Here is a 19,789-nt window from a genome sequence, read left to right as displayed (position 1 = left end):
TTTAAACCAAAACTGTTTGTCTGATTTTGCAACAAATACAATGAAATATGACATCTTACTGTCATATTTCAGATTATTTGCGTTCTTTTTAAGCATTATTCAGCTCAATTATGACAACTTAATGAAGTTTTTATGACATTTTCCATTTGGTCTGATGAATCACCCTGACTGGGCATTGAAAATACACGCTTTGGCGTAGCTTCTGTTACAATGCGACTGCTTTTTAAACTTGCTATGTACTGGGGTTCCTTATGTCCACACTTGCCACCCTGAAATCACTTCTTGCCCAGCGTATCCTGATTATTGATGGTGCAATGGGAACCATGATTCAACGCCATAAATTACAAGAAGAAGATTATCGTGGTGAACGCTTTGCAGATTGGGCATCAGACCTTAAAGGCAACAATGATTTACTGGTATTAACGCAGCCACAGATTATTCAGGGCATTCATGAAGCCTATCTGGATGCTGGCGCAGACATTATTGAAACCAACAGCTTTAACGGCACCCGTGTTTCCATGTCTGACTACCACATGGAAGACCTCGTTCCAGAGATCAACCGTGAAGCGGCTCGGCTCGCCAAACAAGCCTGTGAAAAATATTCCACCCCAGACAAGCCTCGTTTTGTTGCAGGTGTGCTTGGTCCCACTTCCCGCACCTGCTCAATTTCACCAAATGTAAATGACCCTGCTTTCCGCAACATTACCTTTGATGAACTAAAAGAAAACTATATTGAAGCTACCCATGCCCTCATCGAAGGTGGCGCAGACATTATCCTAATTGAAACGGTGTTTGATACGCTGAACTGTAAAGCAGCGATTTTTGCGGTTAAAGAAGTCTTTAAGCAATTGGGTTATGAATTGCCTTTAATGATTTCGGGCACCATTACCGATGCCTCTGGTCGTACCCTGACAGGTCAAACCGCCGAAGCCTTTTGGAACTCAGTGCGTCATGGTGATTTATTGTCGATTGGTTTTAACTGTGCCTTGGGTGCAGATGCGATGCGCCCACACGTTAAAACCATTGCCGATGTTGCTGATACTTTTGTTTCAGCGCATCCAAACGCTGGTTTGCCAAATGCCTTTGGTGAATATGATGAAACGCCTGAGCAAACCGCAGCTTTCTTAAAAGAGTTTGCTGAAAGTGGTCTCATCAATATTACAGGTGGTTGTTGTGGTACAACGCCAGACCATATCCGTGCCATTTATCATGCTGTTAAAGACATCAAGCCACGTCAAATTCCTGAAACCAAACCTGCTTGTCGCCTCAGTGGTTTAGAGCCATTTAACATTTATGATGATTCACTATTTGTCAATGTGGGTGAACGTACCAACGTCACAGGTTCAAAAAAATTCCTGCGTTTAATCCGTGAAGAAAACTTTGCCGAAGCTCTGGAAGTTGCACAGCAACAGGTTGAAGCTGGCGCACAGATTATTGACATCAACATGGATGAAGGGATGCTCGATTCGCAAAATGCGATGGTGCATTTTCTGAATTTGGTGGCGTCTGAACCTGATATTTCCCGTGTACCGATTATGATCGACTCATCTAAATGGGAAATCATTGAAGCGGGTTTGAAATGCGTTCAAGGTAAACCTGTGGTGAACTCGATTTCCCTCAAAGAGGGTTATGATGAGTTTGTCGAAAAAGCTCGCCTATGCCGTCAATACGGTGCAGCGATTATCGTCATGGCATTTGATGAAACAGGTCAGGCAGATACGGCTGCACGTAAACGTGAGATCTGTAAACGTTCTTATGATGTGTTGGTGAATGATGTGGGCTTCCCTGCCGAAGACATCATTTTCGATCCAAACGTGTTTGCTGTCGCAACAGGAATTGAAGAACATAATAACTACGGTGTCGATTTTATTGAAGCGACAGGCTGGATTAAACAAAACTTGCCACATGCCATGATTTCAGGTGGTGTGTCTAACGTATCTTTCTCTTTCCGTGGTAATGAACCTGTGCGTGAAGCGATTCACTCTGTGTTCCTTTATTATGCCATCAAACAAGGCATGACTATGGGAATTGTCAATGCTGGACAAATGGCAATCTATGATGATATTCCCAAAGAACTGAAAGATGCGGTTGAAGACGTTATCCTGAACCAAAATCAGGGTGAAAGTGGACAAGAAGCCACTGAAAAATTACTTGAAGTTGCAGAAAAATATCGTAGTCACGGCGGTGCAGCCAAAGAGGCTGAAAACCTTGAATGGCGTAATCAGTCTGTTGAGAAACGTCTTGAATATGCCTTAGTGAAAGGTATTACCACTTATATTGATGAAGATACCGAAGAAGCCCGTTTAAAAGCCAAGCGTCCCCTTGATGTGATTGAGGGTGCATTAATGGATGGCATGAACGTGGTCGGCGACTTGTTTGGCTCAGGGAAAATGTTCCTACCACAAGTGGTGAAATCTGCCCGTGTCATGAAACAAGCGGTGGCTTGGTTAAATCCGTACATTGAAGCAGAAAAAACAGGTAGCCAGTCCAAAGGTAAAGTCCTGATGGCAACCGTTAAAGGCGATGTACACGATATTGGTAAAAATATTGTAGGCGTGGTCTTGGGTTGTAATGGCTATGATATTGTTGACTTGGGCGTGATGGTGCCTTGTGAAAAAATCCTGCAAACCGCGATTGATGAAAAATGTGACATTATTGGTTTATCTGGCCTGATCACACCATCATTGGATGAAATGGTATTTGTTGCTAAAGAAATGCAGCGTAAAGGTTTTAGCATTCCTTTATTGATTGGTGGTGCAACTACTTCTAAAGCCCATACCGCAGTTAAAATTGACCCACAATATTCAAATGATGCTGTGATTTATGTGGCAGATGCCTCTCGTGCTGTGGGTGTAGCGACGACTCTACTGTCTCAGGAAATGCGTGGTAACTTTATTGCCGAACATCGTGCTGAATATGCCAAGATTCGTGAGCGTTTAGCCAACAAGCAACCAAAAGCAGCTAAATTGAGCTATGCCGAATCCATTGAAAATGGCTTTAAAATTGATGATAACTATGTACCGCCAAAACCAAATGCTTTAGGTACGCAGGTTCTTAAAAATTATCCACTTGAAACCTTAGTACCCTATTTTGACTGGACTCCTTTCTTTATCTCATGGAGCTTGGCGGGCAAGTTCCCGAAAATTCTGGAAGATGAAGTGGTGGGTGAAGCAGCCACTGATTTATATAATCAGGCACAAATTATGCTAAAAGACATTATCGACAATCAACGTTTTGATGCCCGTGCCGTGTTTGGTCTATATCCTGCACAACGTACCGATGCGGATACCGTGAGTGTGTTTGATGAAAACAGTCAGAATGTCACACATACCTTTGAACATTTACGCCAACAGTCCGATAAAGTCACAGGTAAGCCAAACTTGTCTTTGGCTGACTATATCAGCACTTCTAAAGACAATACCGATTATCTTGGTGGCTTTACAGTATCTATTTTCGGTGCAGAAGAATTGGCAAATGAATATAAAGCCAAAGGTGATGATTATTCAGCGATTTTAGTACAGTCTTTGGCGGATCGTTTTGCTGAAGCATTTGCCGAGCATTTGCATGAGCGTATCCGTAAAGAGTTCTGGGGCTATAAAGCCGATGAAGTGTTGGATAATGAAGAACTGATCAAAGAGAAATATGTGGGTATTCGCCCTGCACCAGGGTATCCTGCCTGCCCTGAACATTCGGAAAAAGCAGTATTGTTTGACTGGTTAGGTTCTGAGGAAAAAATTGGAACAAAGCTGACTGAACACTTTGCCATGATGCCACCATCTTCGGTGAGTGGTTTCTATTATTCACATCCTGACAGTGACTACTTTAATGTGGGTAAAATCTCACAAGATCAGCTTGAAGATTATGCGAAGCGTAAAGGTTGGACACTGGATGAAGCGAAACGTTGGTTAGCACCGAATTTGGATGATTCGATTGGGTAATTTAGAAAGTCCTTTTAACTCCCTTACGAAGCAATGCTTCTCACTTTCTTTAAAAAGAGGAGGATGTCATGTAATTAAATGAATTATGTGACAGCTCCTCCCTTTTTCAAAGGGAGGTTGGGAGGGATTTGTACTTTACAATTTTAGACTGAATATTTCCCACTCTAACTTTCATTTTAAATGACCATCTTTCTTTATCTTTAATAGGCTCTGGATACTTTAATCTGCTAACTATTTTTATTTTCTCTAATGTATCAAGCTGATCCAAAAATATTTTTTTACGCCTTAAATAGCCAGTCAAACCATTCATTCCAGATCCTAAAAATGCTATATTTAAATATGCAGTCCCAATAATCTTAGTATTGAACTCATAAGTAATTAAAACTGCCAATAGTTGTTCCCTTAATTTACGAAATAAAGTCCTTTCATACCGTCCCGTAATGACTCTTACAAATTGCTGAGCTACAGTACTTGCTCCTTGAAACTCTTTCCTTACATGCGTAAAATAAATTGCCCTCAACATAGCGTAGTGATCAATACCATAATGAAAATTAGATCTATGATCTTCTGCTAAATATAATATTTTTATAATTTCATCGTCTAATAATATATCTAAATTTTCTAAATAATTACAACATTTTAAAAAATCATTATTTGAATTATCTAAATTAAAAAATATAAAGACCTTGCCTAAAACATAAAATGGAGTCGTTAAGAAAAAGTATAAAATTCTCATACTTTTTCTCGAACTTCAGGAATAAACTTCTGAAATGGTGTTTTGGATAGACAAACTATTCCTCTTTGATCAGCAACCATAGAATAAAAATCTCCATCAAACCTTGTTGCCATACGATCACTAAAAAAGAAATACTTTTTCTTCAATTCAAAACGACAATAAATAGTTGATTGTCTTTTTTCACCATATTCTGTCGCATGTAAAGTCAATATATCTGGACCAAAGATATTCTTTTGAATCGAACCTTCTATACTAGCTCGTGCTCTATTCTTACCTGTATATTCTAAAATATGTCTCCGATGTGTTTTTCTTTTCCCATAACTTGAATCTTCGTAAATTTTTTCAGAAGCACCTCTTATATTATTTCCCTCTAATCTTAAAAATAAATTATGTTGTAACTCCATTTTTTCATAAGGCCTATATGCAGTTGTATTTGTTTTTGATTTTAAATACCATTGACCTGAAAAATCTGGAATTCCAAAAACTCTTTCTCTAACCCAGAAAAAAACTATTGCAATAATTATAGCAGCAAGAACAGCTTCCCAAACATCCCCTAATGCAAAATCCTCAAAGATGAAACTAGCAGTCATAGGTATACTCATATATTCCCCATACTAAATAATAAATTTCTAAACTTTATAAAAAACTTTAAATTCTATTCAACCACATATTTATTAATCCTGCCCAACCCTCCTTTAAAAAGGAGGGAGTACCTTGAATCAAAAACCATCATCAAATTCGTGGCAAGCCCCCCCTTTACCAAAGGTGAGAAACTACGTTTCGCAAGAGGGGAATTCCAATCTATGTTTAGCAATATAATAAACCTGCTCCATCACAGCATCAGTCTCAGTCAAAATCTGATGATTGCTAAATCTCAGCGCCCTAAGCCCTAATTCACTCAGAGCATAATCTCGATTTTGATCTGCTACCAAACCGTCTTCTGTAAAATGCTGTCCGCCATCACATTCAATTACTAAATTTACTGTGGGACAATAGAAATCCACAATAAAATTTAGAAGTGGTTTTTGCCGATAAAACTGTAATCCCAAGATTTGCTTACGGCGTAATCTTTGCCAAAGTAATTGTTCAGCATCCGTCATATTATTTCGTAAGTCACGGGATGGCTGCTTTAAATTTTTATTATACGGTTTCATATTTTATATTTTTAAACCCTCAACCTTTCCACAAACAACACCCCATCCAAATGATCAACTTCATGCTGAACAATCCGTGCAGGAAAACCCTCATAGCTCGTTTCAATCACTTCACCCTGTAAAGTGTAATAACGCACTTTCACCACTTGAGCACGTTCAACCTGCCCACGTTCATTTGGCACACTCAAACACCCCTCTTCACCCAAACAAGTCGCTTGGGAAAACTCTAAAATCTCAGGATTCACCATCACCACTGCATCTATCTCAGGTGCATCGGGATAACGTGGGTTTGGTCGGGATGCCACAATAATCACACGCTTGGAAATATAAACCTGTGGTGCTGCAATTCCAACACCATTACGCTCAAGCATGGTGGCATGCATGGCAGATGCAAGCCCCATCAACCATTCACTATTAAATTCCGCATCTGCCACCAATGCCGCTTTCAGCTTTAAAATTTCTTCACCACGCTGTGCCACAGGTAAAATCACACTCATCACATAACCTTATAATTGTTTTGACCAAATCGTAAATAATATCGTATGGGATATTGAATCGGGTTGCCATAATTTTCATTTAAGAATCTTGTCATAGTATATGCACGATAAAAATAACGTATGGCAAATCACAATGAACGCGACCCAGCTTTTTCTTGGTGTGATCTTTAGCTCGATTGGCTTAGGCTATTTTATGTATGGTAAAAAGCAGAAAATGACCATCCCCCTAGCCTGCGGCCTAATTCTGATGATTTATCCTTACTTTATAGAAAGTACCACTTTACTGAGTGTGATTGGTGTCATCCTTTCGCTTCTACCCTATTTTCTGCGCTTCTAAAAACAAAAAACTCCCCTTACGGAGAGTTCTTTTATCGCATCTAAATTAAAGGTTTTTCTTTAATTCATCTTCAACAATTTCAATCTCAAGTTGGCTAAACTTGCGAATTTCGCCCTCTGCATGCTTTTCAAGCATCCCACCAATCAAAGGTACTTTTACCTTTACAGTCCAAGTCAGGGTAATGTCTACTTTGTCACCGTTACCTGTTACCTTACGCTCAGCTTTCGCCTCCAGCGGCAGGTTTGCACCCAGCTCAACCGTTGAAGTCAGGTTTTTCAAATGGGTAATATCCGCACGCTTTAAACGGAACGCATTTTTTAATAGTTTTTTCGCAACTTCTGGAATATTCACATCAAGGTTATATTCACGGCGTAGGGTATAAATATCGCCATTGATGTTGGATTCAATAATTTCCAGATTCTCGCCTGGGATACGCTTACACACTGCTTCATGCAATGAGGTGTCGGCAACCAGTCTTGAAAAATCTTCAATTGAAACACCGTGAATTGTTTCATTAACCGTAAATTGATGTGCCATCTTTAAACTTCCGTTTCATTGTATTTAGGATTTCGGGATTGCGCAAAATTATAGCACTCTCTTTTGTAGAACAAAGCATCATCTTGAAAAAATGGGTGACTGCACGGATTAGTTATTTTTATTGTAATGATGTCGCATACATAGTTTTACCGTTACGCGTTCGGTACGGCTGATGTATAGGTAATGGCTACCGTATTCAATCACGGCATAAAAGTGTTCAGCGCCATCATCCAGTCCTGTCGCTGACCATGTGGTGCCCTGTGGAAACTCATCCAGCCATGTGGCTTTATAGAAATCTGAAACTGAGTCAAAAGCCAGATAGGTATCGGGGTCGTCCATAATCCTGGCAGCGACCTGATCAAATTTTTGCTGTTTAAACGCATCCAGACTCAGTAGCACAAACGTTTCCATAATTATAGATAGAGTTAAATTTCAACATCATATCTAAAGTTAATATTTAGCCGAATTACAAAAATACTGTGATTTTCCTAGCGTTATATTTTGCTGGGAATTTTCCAGTTTTTCCACGTTATTTTCTGTGTTATCAGTTATTTTCGATCATGCTCTTATTTGCTAGACCGCGTTCAATATGGTATCAACCTATATAGTACTTTTATCTTTTTACAACGATAAACAATAAGGAGTAAATATGTCTTACCAAAATATTTTAGTCGCTGTTGATGATTCTCCTATTTCCTACGCAGCGGTTGAACACGCCCTTTCCTTAGCAAAATTATCAGGAGCAAAAGTGACCATCCTGAGTGTGGTTGCAGTTGACCCTTTTGTTGGCGTGGACTTTTATCAGGTTGCGCCAGCAATTACCGATCATTTTATGCAGGCTGAAACCCATGCCAAAACCCAGCTTCAGGATATTGCCCAATCTTTTGTCCGTGATGGCATCAGTGTCGCGACAAAAATCCATCATGGCCCAGCGAGTGAAGGCATTATCTTTGTAGCCGATGAGGTGGGAGCCGATCTCATCATTATGGGTTCTCATGGACGTACAGGGGTAAAACGTCTGCTATTGGGTAGCGTTGCTCGTGCCGTTTTAACTGAATCACATATTCCTGTGCTGATCGTTAAGCAATAACATCCTGTTCTCAATGGAAAAACCTTGTGTTCTACAACAAGGTTTTTCTTGAGGTATTTTATTCTCGAAATGTTTCCCATGCTGCAAAAGCATGTTGCTTATAAAGTTTTAATACTGAGAATTGCGGAATAATTGCCTCACTTTGCGTTGGTCTTAAAAACACAAAATCATCGACCTGAATTTCACAATCCTTGGGAACATTTACCAGTTCCTGATTGCTACTCCGCCCATATAAGATATGTGGATGGCATTGTTTCGGATAGACATAAGTGGCCAGCCAATATCCGCCATAAATAAACAGGGCTTTGGATTTGTGTGGCAATTTATCCAGCACAGACATGGCTGGAAGCTGGGTATAAGGCAGAACTTTTAATACAGGTGCTGCAATCCACAATGCGGGCTGCAATGCCCTTAAAAAATCACTGTCAAAATCACTCGGTTTTAATAGCATCGAACCAAAGGATAAGTCATTGCAGACACTTTCAGTCGTATGAAAACTGAAAGTAGGACTTCCCCCGCCATTGAAACAAAGATTATCATTCCACAGTGTAGGAAACTGTTTTTGGATCAGCTTTTGGTAATGGGTATAAATCTGTTGTGATTGCTGATAGGCCAGTTCTGTTTTTTTAATCAAGGCTGGAATCTTAGTGACATGCGCATCATAACCCATTAAACCCGACAGTTTTAAATACTGCGGATATTGCTGAATCAGCTTTAATATTTCGGTGAGTTGCTGGGTTGACTGCACCCCACCACGATGCAAGCCGACATCAATTTCAATATTCACTTGCAGGCAAATCGAATAGCTGCGGGCTATCTCCAGATATTGCTGTAGGCGTTGTGTGGTATCCACCAGCCATTGAATCTTTGCATCAGACCATTGCGAATGTTGTTGATAGAAATGGTGTACCACTTGGGCTGGCATCGGCTTGCCCAGCAAAATATCCGCTTCGGCAAAGTTTTCTAATATTGCAATGATATGCGGCTGATGGAACACCATAAATCGCTGGGTATTGATCTGCTCTGCTAATAATTTGAGCAAGTCCAGACAAGCCAGCGATTTCACCACCAGACGTGGTTTTAAGTGTTGGGCATGCGCAAGCCTTATCTGAACATGCTGGATATTTTGTTTTAAGGCAGCTTCATCCAGGATGAGTTGTGGTGTCGCTATCCCCTGCTTTTTTAGATCAAGATTAAGTTGTTTAAAAAAATAATCCAGCATTTTTTTATCCTCTATCTCATTAAGAGAAATTTATAACCTGAGTTCGGAAAAAATATGATACTCGGAAAAGTCATCCACAACTGTTTGAGACAGGACTTCATTGATAAGATGTTGTTTCTGCGATTTATTAACTTAGCTGAGGGTATTCAACGAGTTTTGTGGTGAGCTGCGATTATAGCAGCGCAAGATGCCTTCCTTGCGAAGCATTCGCTTCTCATTTGGGCGAAACCAAAGTAAGGCGAGCCGCAGGCTTATCCTGAAAATGGATGAAAACTCGGCAAGACTCCGTTAAGGTAATTATTTTTCAATAAGTTAAAAAACATTGAAGTCAAACTTTAGTTAAAATCAACCTAAAAATAACTTTTCCAGATATGGATTTAAAAACTTGGCCTGTGGGTCAAGCTGCTGACGCAAGGCCATAAAATCATCCCACTTTGGGTATAACGCCCGAAGCTGTGCGGTGGTCATGCCATGCATTTTGCCCCAATGTGGCCGCCCCTTATATTTCTGTAAAATTGGCTCAACTACATCAAAGATTAAACGTGGGTCCTGTTTATGATATTGATGTACTGAAATCGAAATTGAATCCTGCTGATAAAAAGGACTAAGCCAAATATCATCGCCTTTGACAAAGCGAAATTCCAGTGGAAAAAAGGTGGCAACCTTATGCTTTCTCAAGGCATGCAACACCTCATCCAGACATGCAATGCCCTGATCAACGGGAATCTGGTATTCCATTTCATTAAACCTGGTATTGCGTGGCGTTGGAAATATCTTGCTCGACCAATCAATATAGGTGGTTGGTTTGACAAAAATACCCAACAATTTCTGTAAATACGGATTCAGTGAGGGAAAGCTTTTGGTCAGTTCAGAACACATGGTCAGCAAGGTATCATCCGATGGGAAATTTTCCTTGCGTGGCAAAATCTCCTCATCGGTTTCATCCAGCGTTTTCAGCATCAGCTGTTTTTCATAGGAAAATACAAAACACTCAATATGCCTATGCTGATGTTTCCATTGCTGGATGTGTTGCATCATATCCTCAACAGGACACAGCTCAATATGTTCCCTCAGTTTATAGCGTGGGCGGTTTTGCATGGTGATCTTGGTCAATATTCCCAGACTCCCCAGAGAAACACGCCCAGCGGTAAAGATTTCAGGGTTTTCGGTTCGGCTACATTTCAGAATCTCACCTGAAGCGGTAAGCAACTCAAAGGCTTCCACATAAGCCGAAATACAGTGCAAATCAGCTCCTGTGCCATGCGTTCCCGTTGAAACAGCGCCAGCCAGACTCTGCTGGTCAATATCGCCCTGATTGATCAAAGCCTGATTGATGGGCTTTAAATATTGTTCCAGATCATATAAATGGGTGCCTGCATAAATATCACATCGGCAGCGCTCCACATCCAGATTGGTTACACCCATCATTCGATCAAGTGACAATAAAGTTGCATCGGTACACACCAACGGTGTAAATGAATGTCCTGCTCCGACCACCCGTATTTTTGCATGATCCCGAACGATACCCTGCAATTCCTGAGTATTGGCAGGCTGTAGAATCTGTTGTGGATTTGCTTTGTGAAAGCCTGACCAGTTCGTCCATGTCGTTTGGGTTAAATCACTCATCTCGTCTCTCCCTTACTTGTGGCCGTTTTTAAATTGCCATGATTGGTTCTTTTTGCGAGTTCCTGTTCTGGAATCGGTTTTGGTCGTGTGCCTTGATCATAATTACGCTGATTTTTATCCCGCAATAATTGTTCCGCCAGCAACTTGAATTTGCTTTGGCAGGCAGCCAGCGTCCATTGCCCAAACAGGGTATGTCCACCCTCATAGGCCTGTTCCTGATATTCCTCGTAGGTGGTGACATAGCCCATATAATCATTGCAGTAGCAGGCTAACCAAACTTGTTCTATATCAGACTGATCAGCAAATACCTGTTTTACCGTATCCACAACCCGTTGTCCTGCAATAGTGGTGAACTCGCCTGGACAGCAGACCATTGCCAAATTCCCCAATCGAATCATCTGTAAGGGCAAAACGTTTGGCACTAATGGACTCTGCTGAATTGCGCCTGCCTTGACCTGTCGGTTCATCTCTGCAATGAGAGGATCAAGAATACTGGGCGGAAAACCAATCGGCTGACCCAAAATCTTTTTGGCACCTGCTTCCAATAGAATCTGTTTCGGTCCCTGTGAAGCATAGAGTTGTTGATAGTTGACAAAATCTGCTGCCTTGGGATTTTTGCTCTTTTGTTTACGGAATTGGTCTGCCAAAAACTGCATGCCTTTCACCAACGGCTTTGGCGCACCCAAACCATCGACAGGCGTACCTGCAAAAAAGGCGGTGCCATGACAGGGTTGACTGGTTTTTGCGCCAATCTGCCTCTGTGCAAATTCAGGTGGAATCTCAATATTGCTTAAATCCACATAGGACAATACCGCATCAATCTTTCCCTGAACCTGTTGCAAAGGCTGTTGAAATGCAGCCAAAGCCAGTTCACCTTGATAGCGTCCATTTTGCTGTGCATATTGGTATTCCTGCTCGCCCTTAATTTTATTGCGAATCTTGAGCTGGTTCTTGCCATGAAAATGCGGAGAGACATCGCCTGCGGTGGCTTGGGCAAAGATGGTGACAGGATTTTGAATACCTTGCTGAATTAAGACTTGTTCAGAAAATGCAGCGGCATAACCTTTATTGTCCCCATCATAAGCCTTTAATTTATTACCAAGACAGGTGGCATGTACACCAAACAATGAAATAAAGGCCTGTAATTTTTGTTCCCGATAAAAACCGATCAGTTGCATTTCACGGTTTAACGCCAAATGTGTTTCACGCTCTGAATGTGGCCTCACTTCTGGATTACGGTTATAAGCCCTGATCGAACGATTCCACGCCACAGGCGTATCTTCGGCAAAATGCTGGGTGGTCAGGAAAATCTCAGTGTCCTGTTCATGTTCAATGGCCGTTTGAATACTCAGCACAATGGCATCTACAATTGCACCTAAATGTTCAGGCACAAAACCTGGGGTCGGCATATTGTACAAAGCTTCATGCGCGCAGCCCCCTGGCCCAGAATGGGTATGAGTTGCCATCAATACCAATTGATTTTCATCAAATTGCTGCCCCCATATTTGCTGTAGTCGCTGCACGGATTGACTGCGCATGGCATGGGTAATACAGCCTAAATCCAGACAGCAGATAATGAGTCGATGCTGTTGCTGATCAACAATACTAAAGCTACGTGCATATAACGCCGTACGTTTTTCATAGGCACGATGTGACCATTGCCCATAGCCAAACATGGCATAGCCTTTTGGAGTAATTTGAATTTCCTGTTTATCCCAACCAACCTGATACATTGGTATTTTCCTTTTAAGTTCTTTTTCTAGCTGTCTGTTATAAAGCATGTTGAAAGTTAAACAAAATTATGCGATACCCAAAAGGGTGAAAAAGATTTTATTTGGGGGGCAAAACGGACTTATGCCTAAACGAACCATCCATACAAATACTGTACAGCAGTTTATTCCACCGACCATTCTGGCAAGCCTGATTCACTATGCAGAACAACAACAGTGGGACTATGCAACATGGTTTAAGGATTCAGGTCTGGATATAGGGCAAATCCAGCAAACAAATGGTGTCGTTCGTTTTACCCAAATGTGTGATGTCATTAGAAAAGCCATCTCAGCTCAGCAACAGTCCGATTTAGGTTTAAAAATTGGCAGTAGCGAGGGACTGATTTCAATGGGGATTCTGGGTTTTGCCATGCAATCCTGTAAAACCGTTGCTGATGCCTTACAGATTGCACTTCGCTATCATCCTATTTCAGGCAGTGTACTCAATATCGAGTTTTCAATTCAGGGAGATAACTGTCAACTTGAAGTGACTGAAACAAACCCAACTTTTGACCTCCAAGCCTTTTTCCATGATGAATTGTTTAGCAGTATCATCACCTGTTTAAACGCCATGTTGGGTGATCATGATGATGTAATCAGCCTTGAACTGAGTTATTTACCCACTGAATATTTAGCAGAATATAAAAACGTATTTGGCTGCCCAATCCAGTTTAACAGTGATAAAAATGTCATGCGTTTTAAAACCAGCATGTTAGCGCGTAGCTTAAAAAATTATAGTCCAGCCAACTATGCCACCGCGATACTGATTTGTGAGCAGACCTTAAAGGAAATTGACCAACTTAATCAGGCAGGTTATGCCGATCTACTCGATCACTTGATTGAACAGCATTTACCTGAACGTTTTGAGATGGAGCAGGCAGCTGAACATCTACAAATCAGTGAACGTCATTTAAGACGGCAACTGTTATTGGAGGGCTTAAGTTTTCAACAAATTCGACAAAATGTACTGGAACGTAAAGCAAAACAACTGCTTGGACAAAACCTGTTAATCAGTGAAATTAGCCTACAACTGGGCTTTAGTGAATTACGCGAATTCCGACGTGCCTTTAAACGCTGGACTGGGCAAGCTCCTTCTACTTATAGGCAAGCTAAAGAACCAATTTAATTAAGGTAAGTTTCAGTATCTCACTAGAGAGATAAAACCGAAAACGATTAGCAAAAATTGGAATAAATCTTTCCAAAAATTTAAAAACCAACAAGCACAAAACCTAATTAGCCACCTGATAAAACGGCACATCACCATTAATGGTGGCACGATGCATAATCCGATGCTCATCACCATAATCAAATAAAGCCTTATGCTGCGTACAACGATTATCCCAAATTGCCACATCCCCCGCCTGCCACTGCCAACGCAAATGGAACTGCTCGTTGGTTGAATGTTCAAATAAGAATGCTAAAAGTTCTGAACTTTCAGTTTCATCCAATTCATTAATTCGTGTGGTAAAGCCCTCACTCACGAATAAAATTGGCTGCCCCGTAATGGGATGGGTTCTGACCACAGGATGAATGACAGGTGGATTACGCTTAAAAGTTTCTTCCAGTTTTTGACGCTCAACATCATTATGCGCAAAACGTTCAATCGGGAAAGACTGACGAATGTCATGTGTTGCGGTTAAGCCTTTTAACTTTTGCTGCAAGCCTTGATCCAGTGCAGCAAATGCCGCTGCCCCACTCGACCATAGCGTATCACCGCCTACAGGAGGAATCTTGATCGCTTGTAATACACAACCCAATGGCGGTTTCTGGCTGAAAGTTACATCAGTATGCCAAAGCTCATTATCACGTAAGTCTTGTTTCCAACTGTCCAATACAATGATTTCAGGTACATTTTCAACCGTTGGGAAAATTGGATGAATATGTAAAGAACCAAAACCGCGAGCAAGCTCAGCTTGTGCCTGAGGTGCAAGCTGCTGGTTGCGGAAGAAAATCACATGATGATCCAGCAATGCTTGTTGAATCTGTTGTGTAGTATTTTTATCAACAGTATTTAAATCAACATCGTGAATAATTGCACCGATTGTTGGTTTAATAACCTCAATATTTAACGTCATCTTCTAGCTCTCTCATCTCTACAATGTACACTTATAACTGTTGGCCATACCAAGGAGATAATTGCTTCTGTAACCAACGCAAAAACAATTCAAAACTCACTGCGACAATCGCAATCACAATAATGCCTAACACCACAGTATCAGTAATCAGGAACTGGGCTGCTGACTGCACCATAAAGCCAATACCTCGATCTGCCGCAACTAATTCCGAAGCCACTAGCGTCGACCAACCCACACCCAAACCAATACGAATACCCGTTAAAATATGCGGTAAGGCTGTCGGCAGAATCACATGCCAAAACACTTGTGACTGGCTAGCCCCTAAAGATAAGGCGGCACGCTCGCGGTTGAGCTGATGGCTGAGTACACCATGAGTACTACTGATAATCACAGGCGCAAGGATTGAAAAGAAAATCAAAAGTACTTTGGTGGTTTCACCAATCCCGAACCAGATCACCAATAATGGTAAATAAGCCAAAGGTGGAATTGGGCGTAATAACTCAACCAATGGATCAAGCACTGCACGCACCCATTTGTTCACCCCCATCCATAAACCTAAAGGCACACCAATCGTAATTGCAGCAACTAAAGCCAATAAGACACGGGAAATACTTGCTGCCAAATGCTGCCATAAGGTCGCTTTCATAAAACCTTGTTGGCTGACTTCTAGAAATTTTTGCCATACCGCTTGGGGACTCGGCAAAAATAAACTCGGGACAATTTTTAATGCCGTGATCAAATACCAGATCACTAATACACTGAGTACACTGGAAAGACTGAGCGCTAAACTACGATGACGAATAAAGAAAGCCTCAATTGGACTAAAAACCGAACCAGACTGTGCTTGGTTAGTCGATCGTAATTCCTCGGCCTTACTCACCTCATAGGCTGTATTTTTTGCTTGACCCGTCATACAACCACCTCATGCCCTGTCTGTTTCTGCACACGCAGGCGTTCAAACAATTGCTCGCGTAATTGAATAAATTTAGGATCAGATTTAATTGCACGGATCGATTCACCTTTCTTATAACGATCAGCGAAATCCAGTTTTAAAGTTTCGACAATCTTACCTGGACGAGCAGTCATCAACACCAGTTGATTACTCAGCAATAGCGCCTCTTCAATGTCATGTGTGATCAGGAAGAATGATTTATTTTGTTCAATCCATAAATCCAGCACCAACTGCTGCATAGTTTCACGGGTAAATGCATCAAGTGCAGCAAAAGGCTCATCCAATAAAATGAATGCCGCATGGCTGATCAAGGCACGTGCGATCCCAACCCGTTGTTTCATGCCACCTGACAATTCCCAAATATTGGCTTTAGCCACATGACTCAAGCCAACAATTTTAAGAATTGCATCGACTTGCTGTTGAATTTCTTGCTCTTTTAAACCTTTGAGCTGCAAAGCAAAACCGATATTTTCAGAGACATTTAACCACGGTAATAGCGCATGATCCTGAAATACCACCGCACGGCGTGCATCTGGCGCAGTGACGACTTCATGATCCAGTGTAATCTGGCCCGAACTTGGTTTTTGAAAACCCGCTAAAATATTCAGTAATGTTGTTTTACCACAACCAGACTCACCCAAAATCACAGTCAAAGTGCCTTCTTCAATCTTCAGATTGATATCTTGTAATACAGGCACGGTCTGTTTTGGAAAGGTTAAATGAAGATGCTCGGCAGCTAATACGCTCATTTAGATCTCCTATGGCTGTAAGAATTGGGTGGTGACATTAGCTTGATAATCAGGTTTTACTTGATCCACCTTGCCTTGGCTTTTTAGGAATGTTGCGGTATCGAAAATATTTTTGGCAAATTCGCCTGATAAAGTGGTTTGCTGCTGCTGACGATCAAGGTAGATATTTCCAGAAAGAAGCAATGGAATATCTTTCACATCAGAGCCTGTCAGCTGAGCAATTTTCTGGATATTGTCCACATTTTGTTCAAATGCTTTTGGATCTTGGTTATAGCTTTCGATCTGCTTTAAGCTGGTTTGAACAAAGGCTTTTAAGAACTCTGGATTTTTCTCGGCAAAATCTTTACGAACCACCCATAAATCATAGGTTGGTGCGCCCCACTCGCCGACTTGTTTCGAGTCTGTTAATACATGACCACTGGCTTTGACTTTACTTAATGCAGGTTCCCAAACATAAGTTGCATCGATATCACCACGTTCCCAAGCTGCTGTAATTTCAGGTGGACGTAAGTTAATAATCTTGACTTGGTTATCCACAATATTCCAATGCTTGAGCGCTGACAATAAGCTGTAATGCGTGGTTGAAACGAATGGTACGGCAATGGTTTTGCCAATCAAATCTTGAGGTTCTTTAATGCCTGATTTGTTACTCACCACCAATGCCTCTGAACCGCCTAATTTAGCCGTTACCAAAAATACTTCAATCGGTAAATCACGACTTGCAGCAGCAGCCAGAGGGCTAGAACCGATATTGCCGATCACCACATCACCCGAGGCCAATGCATTGACCACATCTGAACCTGCATCAAATTTACGCCATTGAATTGCTTGATTACTATCACGCTCATAATCACCATTGGCTTGTGCAACCTTGGTTGGATCCACACCAGTTTGGTATGCAATCACCACTGCCTTGTTATTTTTAGACTGAATAGGTGCAGCATCTTTTTGATTTTGATAGACAATAAAAGCAACAATCGCCACAAGGACGATCGCTGTAACAATTAGCGGCTTAGAGTTCTTGATGCCCATAATTAGATGATCTTTCAACAATATCTGCTTATGGTATGGGCCACGCCTTATGATTAAAAATAAGAAAAAATGAGTTACTTATTCATTTAAAAGATAAATAGTGATGAATTGTTCTGCTTTTTTGATTTATCATGATATCGACTAACCCTGAATTTGATTTAAGGTTAACTTATATAGGTGAGGATTTTATGTAAATGTAAAATATTTAATTGTGATAAATAAATCCCTAATCATACAATCCATTTAAAACAAGATTTTTAGTTTTAAAATCCATATTCACAACCATTTAATAAAACCCTATTATTTATCAAAAATAGATATATAAATAAATTTTGATTATTTTCCTGAATATAAAAACAGTCATAAGATAAAAACATCATCCCGCTGATGTTAAAGGTTATAAAAATGAATGCTCAATTTGATTCTACCCAAGCCGTAGAATCCATTACTACAACTCACGGTTTATCTGCAAACCCACAAGACATCTTACAGCGCGCACAACACTACGCGGAAGAAAATGAACTCGATTTCACAGGCAGTATTCCACCTGCTGAAGCATGGTTTCTAGTTCAACAAGGTCATGCCATCCTGGTCGATGTACGTACCAATGAAGAACGTAAATTTGTCGGCTATGTGCCTGAAAGTATTCATGTCGCATGGGCAACTGGCACATCCTTTAACCGCAATCCGCGCTTTCTAAAAGAACTGGATAGCAAAGTTGGCAAAGACAAAACCATTCTATTGCTCTGCCGTAGTGGTAAACGCTCTGCTTTAGCTGCAACGGCGGCATTTAGTGCGGGTTTTGCCCAAGTTTATAACGTGCTGGAAGGCTTTGAAGGTGATTTAAACGAGCAACAACAACGTAATCAAGGCAATGGCTGGCGTACACATCAGTTACCTTGGTTACAAGATTAGTGCTGCTTTTTGACCCAGCGATTTTAGGATTAATTTAATACTTGGTTTTGCAAGGAATCAGCGTGAGCAAATGGAAAATCCAGCCTGTTGTTGAGGGCTTACAGCAAGCACGTCATGAATGGCGTGAGCGTCAACACCGCATCAAAGAGTTTGGCGGACGTGAACTGCCTTCAAAGGAATCGCTTAAGTCCATACTGGATGACTTGTGCGGTATTTTATTTCCAATGCGGCTGGGGCCAAGTGACCTGCGCCAGGAAACTGAGGACTACTACATTGCCTATACGCTTGACCGTGTGCTGAATGAGCTGTTCTCACAGGTTAAACTGGCCCTGAATTACGAGGCCAAAAGTCGAGTAAAGCAAGTTCCTGTCTCCAGCAATGACCATTTGCTCTACGAGCAGCAAATTGCTTTGGCCCAGACCATTGTGCAGGATTTTGCCAATACCCTGCCTGACATTCGCCGTTTGCTGGATGCTGATGTCTGTGCTGCCTATGAGGGTGATCCAGCGGCACATAGCGTGGATGAGGTGCTGCTATGCTATCCAGGTATTTTTGCCATTATTTATCATCGGGTTGCGCACCAGCTTTATCACAGTGTTCCCCTGCTCTCCCGCATTATTTCCGAACTGGCCCATTCCGCAACAGGGATTGATATTCACCCTGGCGCACAAATTGGCAAGGGTTTCTTTATCGACCACGGTACAGGTGTGGTGATTGGGGAAACCTCTGTAATTGGGGAATATGTCCGCATTTATCAGGCGGTTACTCTCGGTGCCAAGCGTTTTGAGCTGAATGATGATGGTGCATTGAAAAAAGATTATGCCCGTCACCCAATTGTGGAAGACCATGTGGTGATTTATGCAGGAGCAACCATTCTAGGTCGCATCACCATTGGCCGAGGTTCAATTATTGGCGGAAATGTCTGGCTAACCCACAGTGTTGCGGCAGGCAGCCAGATTTTACAGTCACCAAGCGAATCACTGCATAATAGCAAGGTTTAATCATGCAGGAAAATCAATATAAGCCACCTGAATAATGAATGGATTCAACCCATAAATTATGCATATTCAGTATTTATATTTATTTTTCATAAATATATTCTTATGAGTAATAAGATAATAATTCATTGTTATTTATCTCATAATAATATTTTTAAAAAT

Annotated in this window: 18 protein-coding genes and 1 pseudogene; 6 read left to right on the top strand and 13 right to left on the bottom strand. The window is 41.2% G+C overall.

Annotated elements, in window-relative coordinates; all coding sequences use genetic code 11:
- Nucleotides 1–251: 251 nt before the first annotated feature.
- Nucleotides 252–3,938: a methionine synthase gene (metH, locus tag QTA56_RS08385; protein WP_267980498.1), complete on the top strand. Its 3,687-nt coding sequence runs from the start codon at nt 252–254 to the stop codon at nt 3,936–3,938.
- Nucleotides 3,939–4,044: 106 nt separating this feature from the next.
- On the opposite strand, the gene QTA56_RS08380 is transcribed toward metH, so the two are convergent.
- The 4 genes from QTA56_RS08380 to def all read right to left on the bottom strand — a co-directional run bounded on the left by QTA56_RS08380 (nt 4,045) and on the right by def (nt 6,325).
- Entirely contained in the window at nt 4,045–4,674 is a 630-nt protein-coding gene (locus tag QTA56_RS08380; protein WP_267980496.1) for a transglycosylase domain-containing protein, read from the bottom strand.
- Entirely contained in the window at nt 4,671–5,264 is a 594-nt protein-coding gene (locus QTA56_RS08375) for a hypothetical protein (RefSeq protein WP_267980495.1), read from the bottom strand. Before QTA56_RS08375 ends, QTA56_RS08380 begins: the two co-directional genes overlap by 4 nt.
- Before the next feature lie 183 nt (nt 5,265–5,447).
- Complete coding sequence (locus QTA56_RS08370; RefSeq protein ID WP_267980493.1) at nt 5,448–5,828, bottom strand: endonuclease domain-containing protein; 381 nt, start codon at nt 5,826–5,828, stop codon at nt 5,448–5,450.
- An 11-nt stretch (nt 5,829–5,839) separates the two neighbouring features.
- A complete protein-coding gene (def, locus tag QTA56_RS08365) occupies nt 5,840–6,325 on the bottom strand; it encodes a peptide deformylase (protein WP_267980491.1) in 486 nt (161 codons plus the stop codon).
- Nucleotides 6,326–6,458: 133 nt separating this feature from the next.
- Between def and QTA56_RS08360 the strand changes: the two genes are divergently transcribed.
- The gene (locus tag QTA56_RS08360) at nt 6,459–6,662 is read left to right on the top strand and encodes an amino acid transport protein (RefSeq protein ID WP_267980490.1); all 204 of its coding nucleotides are present in this window, start codon (nt 6,459–6,461) and stop codon (nt 6,660–6,662) included.
- A gap of 45 nt (nt 6,663–6,707) precedes the next feature.
- On the opposite strand, the gene QTA56_RS08355 is transcribed toward QTA56_RS08360, so the two are convergent.
- Both QTA56_RS08355 and QTA56_RS08350 read right to left on the bottom strand, forming a co-directional pair.
- Complete coding sequence (locus tag QTA56_RS08355) at nt 6,708–7,199, bottom strand: DUF2505 domain-containing protein (protein WP_267980489.1); 492 nt, start codon at nt 7,197–7,199, stop codon at nt 6,708–6,710.
- A gap of 108 nt (nt 7,200–7,307) precedes the next feature.
- Nucleotides 7,308–7,598 carry a hypothetical protein gene (locus QTA56_RS08350; protein WP_267980576.1) on the bottom strand — a complete coding sequence of 97 codons (291 nt, stop codon included), beginning with the start codon at nt 7,596–7,598 and terminating at the stop codon, nt 7,308–7,310.
- Between the two features lie 250 nt (nt 7,599–7,848).
- Here QTA56_RS08350 and QTA56_RS08345 point away from each other — a divergent pair, with 250 nt between their 5' ends.
- On the top strand, nt 7,849–8,289 hold the full coding sequence (locus QTA56_RS08345; protein ID WP_267980487.1) for a universal stress protein: 441 nt from the start codon (nt 7,849–7,851) through the stop codon (nt 8,287–8,289).
- A gap of 58 nt (nt 8,290–8,347) precedes the next feature.
- Here QTA56_RS08345 and QTA56_RS08340 read toward each other — a convergent pair whose 3' ends face one another.
- The 3 genes from QTA56_RS08340 to QTA56_RS08330 form a co-directional block, all read right to left on the bottom strand.
- Nucleotides 8,348–9,511: an alanine racemase gene (locus QTA56_RS08340; protein WP_267980485.1), complete on the bottom strand. Its 1,164-nt coding sequence runs from the start codon at nt 9,509–9,511 to the stop codon at nt 8,348–8,350.
- A 345-nt stretch (nt 9,512–9,856) separates the two neighbouring features.
- Complete coding sequence (locus tag QTA56_RS08335) at nt 9,857–11,137, bottom strand: D-arabinono-1,4-lactone oxidase (RefSeq protein ID WP_267980483.1); 1,281 nt, start codon at nt 11,135–11,137, stop codon at nt 9,857–9,859.
- Nucleotides 11,134–12,870: a neutral/alkaline non-lysosomal ceramidase N-terminal domain-containing protein gene (locus QTA56_RS08330; RefSeq protein ID WP_267980481.1), complete on the bottom strand. Its 1,737-nt coding sequence runs from the start codon at nt 12,868–12,870 to the stop codon at nt 11,134–11,136. Before QTA56_RS08330 ends, QTA56_RS08335 begins: the two co-directional genes overlap by 4 nt.
- Before the next feature lie 68 nt (nt 12,871–12,938).
- Here QTA56_RS08330 and QTA56_RS08325 point away from each other — a divergent pair.
- Nucleotides 12,939–14,032 (top strand): annotated as a pseudogene (locus tag QTA56_RS08325) (AraC family transcriptional regulator).
- 103 nt (nt 14,033–14,135) lie between these two features.
- On the opposite strand, the gene tauD reads toward QTA56_RS08325, so the two are convergent.
- From tauD to tauA, 4 genes are read right to left on the bottom strand one after another with little or no spacing between them, the layout of a single operon-like run.
- Nucleotides 14,136–14,981 (bottom strand): taurine dioxygenase, encoded by an 846-nt coding sequence (tauD, locus tag QTA56_RS08320; protein ID WP_267980477.1) that lies wholly within the window; start codon nt 14,979–14,981, stop codon nt 14,136–14,138.
- 31 nt (nt 14,982–15,012) lie between these two features.
- Complete coding sequence (tauC, locus tag QTA56_RS08315; RefSeq protein WP_267980475.1) at nt 15,013–15,894, bottom strand: taurine ABC transporter permease TauC; 882 nt, start codon at nt 15,892–15,894, stop codon at nt 15,013–15,015.
- Complete coding sequence (locus QTA56_RS08310) at nt 15,891–16,682, bottom strand: taurine ABC transporter ATP-binding protein (protein ID WP_267980473.1); 792 nt, start codon at nt 16,680–16,682, stop codon at nt 15,891–15,893. Before QTA56_RS08310 ends, tauC begins: the two co-directional genes overlap by 4 nt.
- A gap of 9 nt (nt 16,683–16,691) precedes the next feature.
- Nucleotides 16,692–17,732 (bottom strand): taurine ABC transporter substrate-binding protein, encoded by a 1,041-nt coding sequence (tauA, locus tag QTA56_RS08305; protein WP_267980471.1) that lies wholly within the window; start codon nt 17,730–17,732, stop codon nt 16,692–16,694.
- 387 nt (nt 17,733–18,119) lie between these two features.
- Between tauA and QTA56_RS08300 the strand changes: the two genes are divergently transcribed.
- Nucleotides 18,120–18,629: a rhodanese-like domain-containing protein gene (locus QTA56_RS08300; RefSeq protein ID WP_267980469.1), complete on the top strand. Its 510-nt coding sequence runs from the start codon at nt 18,120–18,122 to the stop codon at nt 18,627–18,629.
- Nucleotides 18,630–18,691: 62 nt separating this feature from the next.
- Nucleotides 18,692–19,630, top strand: a complete 939-nt coding sequence (gene epsC, locus QTA56_RS08295; RefSeq protein WP_267980468.1) for a serine O-acetyltransferase EpsC — start codon at nt 18,692–18,694, stop codon at nt 19,628–19,630.
- Nucleotides 19,631–19,789: the final 159 nt, after the last annotated feature.

Origin of the sequence: Acinetobacter thutiue, assembly GCF_030385805.1 — a bacterium.
Classification (GTDB): domain Bacteria; phylum Pseudomonadota; class Gammaproteobacteria; order Pseudomonadales; family Moraxellaceae; genus Acinetobacter; species Acinetobacter corruptisaponis.
This window is presented reverse-complemented; position numbering and strand designations above follow the sequence as displayed.

Coding starts and splice junctions, on each gene's coding strand:
- metH (WP_267980498.1), top strand. CDS start 252: ATGTCCACACTTGCCACCCTGAAATCACTTCTTGCCCAGCGTATCCTG.
- QTA56_RS08380 (WP_267980496.1), bottom strand. CDS start 4,674: ATGAGAATTTTATACTTTTTCTTAACGACTCCATTTTATGTTTTAGGC.
- QTA56_RS08375 (WP_267980495.1), bottom strand. CDS start 5,264: ATGACTGCTAGTTTCATCTTTGAGGATTTTGCATTAGGGGATGTTTGG.
- QTA56_RS08370 (WP_267980493.1), bottom strand. CDS start 5,828: ATGAAACCGTATAATAAAAATTTAAAGCAGCCATCCCGTGACTTACGA.
- def (WP_267980491.1), bottom strand. CDS start 6,325: ATGAGTGTGATTTTACCTGTGGCACAGCGTGGTGAAGAAATTTTAAAG.
- QTA56_RS08360 (WP_267980490.1), top strand. CDS start 6,459: ATGAACGCGACCCAGCTTTTTCTTGGTGTGATCTTTAGCTCGATTGGC.
- QTA56_RS08355 (WP_267980489.1), bottom strand. CDS start 7,199: ATGGCACATCAATTTACGGTTAATGAAACAATTCACGGTGTTTCAATT.
- QTA56_RS08345 (WP_267980487.1), top strand. CDS start 7,849: ATGTCTTACCAAAATATTTTAGTCGCTGTTGATGATTCTCCTATTTCC.
- QTA56_RS08340 (WP_267980485.1), bottom strand. CDS start 9,511: ATGCTGGATTATTTTTTTAAACAACTTAATCTTGATCTAAAAAAGCAG.
- QTA56_RS08335 (WP_267980483.1), bottom strand. CDS start 11,137: ATGAGTGATTTAACCCAAACGACATGGACGAACTGGTCAGGCTTTCAC.
- QTA56_RS08330 (WP_267980481.1), bottom strand. CDS start 12,870: ATGTATCAGGTTGGTTGGGATAAACAGGAAATTCAAATTACTCCAAAA.
- tauD (WP_267980477.1), bottom strand. CDS start 14,981: ATGACGTTAAATATTGAGGTTATTAAACCAACAATCGGTGCAATTATT.
- tauC (WP_267980475.1), bottom strand. CDS start 15,894: ATGACGGGTCAAGCAAAAAATACAGCCTATGAGGTGAGTAAGGCCGAG.
- QTA56_RS08310 (WP_267980473.1), bottom strand. CDS start 16,682: ATGAGCGTATTAGCTGCCGAGCATCTTCATTTAACCTTTCCAAAACAG.
- QTA56_RS08300 (WP_267980469.1), top strand. CDS start 18,120: ATGAATGCTCAATTTGATTCTACCCAAGCCGTAGAATCCATTACTACA.